This is a genomic window from Nocardioides sp. (assembly GCF_029937575.1).
In the GTDB taxonomy this organism is placed as follows: domain Bacteria; phylum Actinomycetota; class Actinomycetes; order Propionibacteriales; family Nocardioidaceae; genus Nocardioides.
Genome location: NZ_JAPYPS010000050.1, coordinates 21069 through 29026 on the forward strand (window position 1 = coordinate 21069; position 7958 = coordinate 29026).

At 70.4% G+C, this 7958-nt stretch carries 5 protein-coding genes; 2 read left to right on the plus strand and 3 right to left on the minus strand.

The features are described from left to right. The first annotated feature begins 80 nt into the window (after positions 1-80). Positions 81-1046, plus strand: coding sequence for a calcium-binding protein (locus Q1K33_RS15220; RefSeq protein WP_300405431.1), 966 nt, complete (start codon positions 81-83; stop codon positions 1044-1046). A 28-nt stretch (positions 1047-1074) separates the two neighbouring features. Here the strand turns inward: Q1K33_RS15220 and Q1K33_RS15225 are convergent, their stop codons facing one another. Next, the gene (locus Q1K33_RS15225; RefSeq protein ID WP_300405433.1) at positions 1075-1500 is read right to left on the minus strand and encodes a VOC family protein; all 426 of its coding nucleotides are present in this window, start codon (positions 1498-1500) and stop codon (positions 1075-1077) included. A 276-nt stretch (positions 1501-1776) separates the two neighbouring features. On the opposite strand from Q1K33_RS15225, the gene Q1K33_RS15230 reads away from it, so the two are divergent. Beyond that, entirely contained in the window at positions 1777-4722 is a 2946-nt protein-coding gene (locus Q1K33_RS15230) for a fibronectin type III domain-containing protein (protein WP_300405435.1), read from the plus strand. Here Q1K33_RS15230 and Q1K33_RS15235 read toward each other — a convergent pair. Together Q1K33_RS15235 and Q1K33_RS15240 are read right to left on the minus strand one after the other, a co-directional pair. Beyond that, positions 4712-6166: a serine hydrolase domain-containing protein gene (locus Q1K33_RS15235; protein WP_300405437.1), complete on the minus strand. Its 1455-nt coding sequence runs from the start codon at positions 6164-6166 to the stop codon at positions 4712-4714. The genes Q1K33_RS15230 and Q1K33_RS15235 overlap by 11 nt on opposite strands. A gap of 17 nt (positions 6167-6183) precedes the next feature. Continuing rightward, the gene (locus Q1K33_RS15240) at positions 6184-7746 is read right to left on the minus strand and encodes a hypothetical protein (protein WP_300405439.1); all 1563 of its coding nucleotides are present in this window, start codon (positions 7744-7746) and stop codon (positions 6184-6186) included. Positions 7747-7958 lie beyond the last annotated feature (212 nt).

Below are 7958 nucleotides of genomic sequence, written 5' to 3' on the forward strand. Positions count from 1 at the left end.
GCTGGCGCCGGACCGACGATGGGTGCAGGATGTCTCTGCTCCAGGCAGGCGCCCGCCGGCCTGCGGCCGGAGGAGAAGCCATGCGTCGCATGTCCCTGGTCACCGCTGCCCGACTCGTGGGGTGCCTCGTGCTTGCGGCGTCTCTCACGTCGTCAGCCGACAGCGCCCGGGCGGAGGCGCCCGCACCGATGCCGACGTGTGACGGCGTCCCCGCCACCATCGTCGGCACCGACGAAGCCGATGTCCTGCGTGGCACGCCCGGTGACGACGTGATCGTCGCCCTGAACGGCGCCGACGAGATCACCGCGCTCGGTGGTGACGACCTGGTGTGCGGCGGACGGGGCGTGGACTTCATCGATCTCGGCTTCGGCGACGACACCGTCTGGGGTGGCCCTGACGGCTTCTTCCGTGGCCTCGAGGGGGACCAGATCATCCCGGGTCCGGGCGACGACGTGGTGCACGGAGGGCCGGCGCCCGACGAGCCGGTCGGCAATGATCGGCACGAGGGGCGCGTGCTGTACACCGATGCCGGCCGCGCCATCGACGCCACGCTTCCCGGCAACGGCGCAGAGGGCACCGTCGTCGGTCAGGGGACCGACCTCGTGGAGGGCATCTACTCGATCGTCGGGACCGCCTACGACGACACGATCGTCGCGGGAGCCGAGACGGACGTCGTCCGTGGGCTGGGAGGCGACGACACGATCGTGGTCGATGCCACCGAAGGTGAGGTGTACGGCGGCAACGGCGACGACGTCCTGCGTCGCGGATGGTTCGTCTTCGGAGGGCGGGGCGACGACCGGATCGTGCACGCCGGCAACGACGCCTTCGGCCAGGACGGCGACGACCTGATGGTCGGGACACCGGATCGCAACGAGTTCTACGCCGGCGCCGGCAACGACCGGGTCCGCGCTCGTGGTGGTCGCGACTACGTGCTTGCGGACCGCGGCGACGACGTCGTCCTGGGCGGTCCCGGCCGCGACGAGGTGGACGGGGGCCGCGGCGACGACCGATGCCGTGCTGAGCAGGTGCGCGCCTGCGAGACGTGACCGGTCCCGGCGACCGGGGCCGAGACGGTCACACCCAGTAGAAGAACGTGATGCAGTTGCCGTCTTCGTCGAGGGCGTTGACCTCGCGCGCGCCGTACGGCGTGTCGACGGGCGCGCCCGTGTCGGTGGGGTGCAGGGCGTCGGAGGCGGACAGCTCCGCGTGGATCGTGTCCAGGTCGCTGCTGCTGGTGCAGCGGATGCGGCAGCTCGCCGTACCGGCCAGGAACGTCTCTGCGCCGGTGACGACCGGAGAGGTCGCGAGGTCGTCGCCAGGGCGCACCCGCCAGCCGTCGTCGTCGCTCTGCCACAGGTGGACGACCGCCTCATCGCGGATCAGGACGGCGAAGCCGCCGTCCTGATGAGCGACGCTGAAGCCGAGCCTTTCGGTCCAGCAGGCGATGGCGCTGGCGACGGAGGCGACCGGCAGTGCGGGGATGACCTGGGTGAGAGCCATGGGCTGAGGCTACTGACATCGGCCGGACGCTGATCGCCCATTCGTGGGACAGGTCGTCGGACAGGCCCTATGTTGCGACATACCCGCCTGAGCCGAAGGAACCCTGATGTCGCGTCGAGTTGCTGCGCTGGCTCTGCGGTGTGCTGTTGGCCTCGGGGCTCGTGCCTGCCTCGCTGTCGGCCGCTGCGCGCCCCGCGACAGAAGCCGGATCGCCGAGCGATGCACACACCGGTCCGGCCGCGACGCTCAAGCTCAAGCGATAGAAGAAGGTCTCACGTGTCGAAGCAGCGCCGCCTGGCCGTCCGCTCCGTTGCCGCCGTCGCGATCGCGGCGCTCGGCGTCACCCTCCTGCAACAGATCGCCGTCGCCGACCAGGACGTCCCGGGGAGTGCCGGCGCCAGGTCGGAGGTCGGCGTCACGTTCCGCGAGGTCGACGAGCTCCTCGCCGGACCTCGTCACGGGCGCGCGGCGCTGCGACAGCTCGGAGGCGCTCTCCACGTGGCGGCGCAGCGCAACAGCCTGGAGCCGGCCGAGCTCGCAAGCCTGCTGACGACCGATCCGACCGCATGGCTCGACCCCCAGGGCCGCCTCTACTACATCGAGCCGGAGGTGCCAGCCGCCCAGCGGCGCGCGCCGTCGACGTCCGTCAGTGCTACGCCCCTCGCCCCGTTGTCGGACACGTTCCTGCTGCACAGCCGCCCGGGTGCGACCAAGGTCGTCCACCTCGACTTCGACGGCGCCACCGTCAGCGGTACGGCGTGGAACAGCCAGGACGGCGTCGGGACCTCTCACCCTGCCTGGGATCCCGCCGGCAACGGTGCGACGTTCACCGACGGAGAGAAGACCAGCATCCAGCAGGTGTGGGCGATCGTGGCCGAGGACTTCGCCCCGTGGGACGTCGACGTCACCACGGAAGATCCGGGTGTGGCAGGAATCGTGCGCAGCAGCGTGGCGGACGAGAGCTATGGCACCCACGCCCTGATCACGCCCAGTGACGACGCCTATTTCAAGATCTGCGGCGGCGGATGTGGTGGCGTGGCCTACGTCGACGTCTTCGACCAGGTGAACTCGCCCTACCAACCCGCCTGGGTCTTCCCGCAGGGCACGGGCGACGCCGCGAAGAGCATTGCCGAGGCGACGACCCACGAGGTGGGTCACAACCTCGGTCTGAGCCACGACGGGACGAGCGGGACGAGCTACTACGCGGGCCACAGCAACTGGGCGCCGATCATGGGTTCCGGCTACAACCGGGCCCTGGTCCAGTGGAGTCGCGGGGACTACACCGGCGCGACCAACCACGAGGACGACCTCGCCATCATCGGCGGCTACCTGGCGCAGCGTCCCGACGAGGCCGCGGGCAACCCGGCATCTCCGGCGGCGCTCCCGGCCGACACGGCGTACATCACCTCGCCGAGTGACGTCGATGCCTACCTTCTCGGCACCTGCGTGGCGGGCGCGACGGTCACTGTCAGTGGCGCCGAGCTCTCCGGTGACCTCGACGTGCTGGCGACCCTGCACGACGGCGACGGAGCTCTCGTCGGGACCTCGGACCCCGCCTCGGGTGCCGGCGACGGTGTCACGGCGAGCGGCCTCGGTGCCTCGCTGACCGTGCCGAGTGCCGGCGACGGCTACACGGTGACGGTCGACGGGACGGGTCGCGGCACCTTCGCGGCCAGTGGCTACGACGGCTACGGCAGCCTGGGCGCCTACTCGATCGCGACCAGCGGCTGCGACGGCGCACCGCCCGCGGGGGCCCCGGGGGCGCCGACCTCGGTCTCGGCCACGCCGGACCCGGTCGAGCCGGAGATCACCCTCTCCTGGGCGGCGCCGAGCGACCCGGGCTCCAGCGCCGTGAACGGGTACGTCGTCTCGCGCAGTGGTGGCGGGGGAGCGGTCTCCCTGCCGAGCACCGCCACGAGCTACGTGTTCGACGGGCTCGCGACCGGCACGACGTACGACCTGACGGTGCGCGCGACCAACGCGACCGGCGCCGGTGCGGGTGCGAGTGTCTCGGCGACGACGGCTGCCCCGGTGCTGAACGCCCCCACGCCGGTGCAGGGCCTCGCGGCCTCGCACGACCGGGTCTTCGACGAGATCTACGCCTCGTGGACCGCGCCCGTCGACGACGGCGGCGCCACCATCACCGCCTACGACATCTACTACGACGGCTTCTACCTCGGAGCGCTGGGCGGTGATGCTCGCGGCGTGTACATCTCAGCCCAGACGGGCCAACTGGTCCGAGGCACGCACACCGTCGGAATCGCCGCCGTCAACAGCGTCGGCGCCGGTCCGACCGAGAACGTCGCGGTCGTGGTCGCGGACCCGCCGGGAGCCCCCACGTCGGTGAGCGCCACCGCAGGAGACGGCTCGGCAGTGGTGTCGTGGTCACCCGGAGCCACCAACGGTGCGCCAGTCACGGAGTACCGCGTGACGGCGTCGCCGGGTGGCGTCGTCGCCGTCGGCGGCCCGGGCCAGGCCTCGGTCAGCGTGACCGGGTTGAGCAACGGGACGTCGTACGTGTTCCGCGTGGTGGCCACCAACGTCGCGGGCGACTCGCCGGCCAGTGCGGCGTCGAACAGCGTGACCCCCGGAGCGACACCGACGCCGACGCCGACGCCGACGCCGACGCCGACTCCGACTCCGACGCCGACGCCGACGCCGACTCCGACTCCGGTGGGTGTGCCGGGTGCGCCGACGGGTGTCTCTGCGGTGGGTGGGGTGTCGTCGGCGACGGTGTCGTGGTCTGCGAGTGTGGAGAACGGGTCTGCGGTGACGGCTTACACGGTGACGGCTTCTCCTGGTGGTGCGTCGGTGAGTGTGGGTGGGGGTGCGTCGTCGGCGACGGTCAATGGGTTGAGCAACGGGACGTCGTACTCGTTCACGGTGGTGGCGAGCAGTGCGGTGGGGGACTCTGTGGCGAGTGCTGCTTCGGGTGTGGTGACGCCGGCGGGCAGGCCGGGGCGTCCGGGCAAGCCGAAGGTGAAGGTGAAGGCGAAGGGCAAGAAGGTCGTGGTGACGTGGGCTGCGGCTTCGTCGAACGGGTCGCCGGTGGTCGGTTATCTGGTGAGGGTCTCGAAGGGAGCGAATGCCTCGACGTCGGGCAGGCGCAAGGTGGTGTTGCGCGGCCTGGGCAAGGGGCGGCACCAGGTGAAGGTCTTCGCGGTCAACGCAGTGGGTCGGTCCCAGGCCGGTCCGGCCACGATGCTCAAGCTCAAGCGCTAGGCGGGAACGGCGGTGTGAACTCCTCGCCGACGGCGTAGGGCCACAGCGTCACGCCGCCGCCTGCACGCACCGACACGATCGCACCAACTGGGTCGCGCTCGTAGCGGATGAGCTCACCGACGGCACCGAAGCCGTCACCGGAGACGACACGCAGGGTCGAGTCGTCGACGACCTCGACCTCGTCGACCGCCGCGACCGGGTCGGGTCCGCCGGGCGACAGCGTCACCAGGCGATCGCCGAGCCGTACGACGTCGCGCACCCCCCACGCGCCGGCGAAGCGCCCCTCGAACATCGAGGTGTCGCCCGGCTCCGTGAGACTCGAGGTCAGCGAACGGCGGGCGGGTGAGCGCAGTGCTGCATCGATGAGCGCCAGCACCCCGGCGGAGAGCTCATGGGCGGGACCGTCGATGGCGTTGGTCAGGACCGAGACCGCGATCTGGTCCTCGGGATCCAGGAAGGATCGTGTGATGTGGCCCGGGTACCCGCCGCTGTGCCCGAACACACGTCGGCCGGCGACCTGCTCGAGGATGAGCCCCATCCCGTAGGAGACCTCACTGGTCGGAGCGCTGGTCCACGCGCGCCGTTGCTGCAGGCGCTTGGAGGCATCGGTGAGCAGCTCACCGCTTCCCTGGCGGTGAGCCGCCAGGTAGCGCACCACGTCCTCGGCCGTGCTGGCGAAACCGGTCGCGGGCGCGAGGGCTCCCGTGTCGACGTGGACGAGTGGCCGGCGTTCGAGCGAGGTGTGGAAGCCGGAGTAGCCGGTCGCGTAGTCGCGGGCTCGCGACGCATCGAGCTCGGCGTGCGTGTGGTCGAGGCCGAGGGGAGAGGTGATGTGCTCGTCGGTGTAGTCGCCGAAGGCCTGACCCGAGACGCGTACCACCACGAGACCCAGCAGCCCGTAGCCGAGGTTGCTGTAGTCGAACCGGCTGTTGGGCTCGGCCTTGATCCCGTCGTCGCGCACCATCGCCAGCAGCTCACCCTCGTCGGGGAACGCCCGCGCGTGCTGCCAGTGGTCGGCGTCCAGTCCGTCACGCAGGACCCCGCCGCCGTGCTCGAGCAGCTCGCGCAGCCGCACCCGCCCGATGCCCGAGGATGCGTCAACCAGCTCGGGCAGGTGCGTCTCCAGGCTGTCGTCGAGGCGCAGGCGCCCGGCCTCCATCAGCTGCAGGATCGCAGTCGCCGTGAACGTCTTGGAGTGCGAGGCGATCCGGAACAGATGGCGGGTGGTCAGCGGGGTGTCCGAGGCCAGGTCCGCGCTGCCCACGGCTCCGGAGAGCTGGACCCGCCCGTCGAACCACACGGCGTACTGCACGCCCGGCACGCGCAGCTTCCACGCCCGGTAGGCGATCCAGCTCTCGACGTACGGCAGGACGGCGGTGGCCGACGCCACCGCCGTCCTGCCGGTCGGTGCCGATGGTCCGGTGGATGAGCTAGGAGACGTCACCCGCCGAACCTACGGCGTCATGGGACGTACGGCGTCGTCGCCTCGAGCGTGATGCCGGGGGTGTAGGTGCCCCAGCCCGACTCTGCTTCGAACTGACCACCCTGATAGCCGACGAACGTCTTGTCAGGGTTCACGTTCTCTCCGACCACCGGCGCGGTCTCTACAGCGGCCACGTTGAGCGAGCCGGCCGGGGAACCCGACGTGTCGAAGGCCACGCTGACGATGACGTCGCCCGGCACATCCACGCCACCGAGGTTGAAGTCCATGTCGAACTGCAAGGAGTTGATGCAACCGAACTCGGGCGAGAGCCACTTGTAGTCGCCGCAACTGGGGTCGAACGACGGCCGATAAGGAATGGTCTGGTCGACCGTGACCGTCGTGATGAGGTCGCCCACCCCGGTGGGGGCGGCGTTGTCGACGCCGTAGACATTGACGGTGACTGGATGCACGTAGGTCGAGCCGGGGGTGGATACGCAGGGGCCGGTCGGATTACCGGCATTCCACGCGCCGCTGACACAACTCCACGATGCCATGGTCACAGTCACCTTGTTGAGCTCCGAGGCTCCGCCCTCCAGACGGAGGTGGTCTCCCCATTCCTCGATGGAGTTCGCCCCGTAGCCGACGCTGCCGTAGGCCTTGGTCGCGGGCTTCACGTGGCTCTGGTAGGCCACGTGGTCCGGCTCGGGCAGCTGCGGGTGGACCCCGGCGGACGGGATCGCGCCGCTGCCGCCGGCGGTGTTGGAGCCGATGACGTAGCAGACCAGGGTGGTGCCGAGGTCGCTGTTCTTGGTCGTGCGAGTCGCCCCGGTGCCGGCGGGCGATCCGTTGCGCGTCCAGGAGTAGGTGAACGTCGGGTTGCCGGTCCACGTGCCGGGCTCGCAGGTCAGCACCTCGCCGGGGTACGGGATCCCCGAGATCGACGGGCGCACCGTGTTGGTCGGGGCCGTCGTCGGCACCGGGTCGGTGCCGCTCTCGCTGACCAGGACGGCCTCGGAGGCGACGAACCCGCTCCCACCGGCCGCGTTGCTGCCGGCCACGAGGCACACCAGCCGCTTGCCCAGGTCGCTGTTCTTGGTCAGGCGGGTCTGGCCGGTGCCGGCGGGCGAGCCGTCACGGGTCCAGGAGTAGCGCAGTGTCGGGTCGTTGACCCAGGTGCCGGGGTCGCAGGTCAGTGTCTCGCCCGGCTTGGGCAGGCCCGTGACGGTGGGTGCGGCGGTGTTGCGGGGCGCGTCGACCACGGTGACCGCGGCGCTGGCAACTCTCTGCTTGACTCCCTTGGGACTCACGACGCACTTCAGGCGAGTCCCGCGATCGGCCCGGGTCACTGTGTAGCGACGCTTCGATGTGCCGGCGATGCGCTTCCCGTCGCGCTTCCAGGCGAAGCGGTAGCCGGACTTCTTCCCGGTCCAGGTGCCCGGCCGGCACGTGAGGGTCCGTCCGACGGCCGCCTTGCCCTTCACGGACGGCGAGGCGACGTTGGTCGGTCCCTGTCGAGCGGTCGCCGGACCGACGGCGATGAGAGACATGATGAGCGCAGCGAGTGCTGCGAGCACCGTCAGCTTGAGACGTGTGAGATGCATGGTGGAGACCCTCCCCAGAGTCATGTGTTCCAGCGCGCCCCCCGCGCGGGAAAGTGATACGCATATCTATAGCGGTATCGGGTACCCGAATGTCTGCACTGCCGAAAGTCGCGTGGCTGGACCAGACCGGGCTAGACCGATCCGAGGGGAGAAGGGCGCCTACGCAGGGGGGAAGAGCTGTCCGAGGAGAGTCTCGACGCGGGCGCGGATTT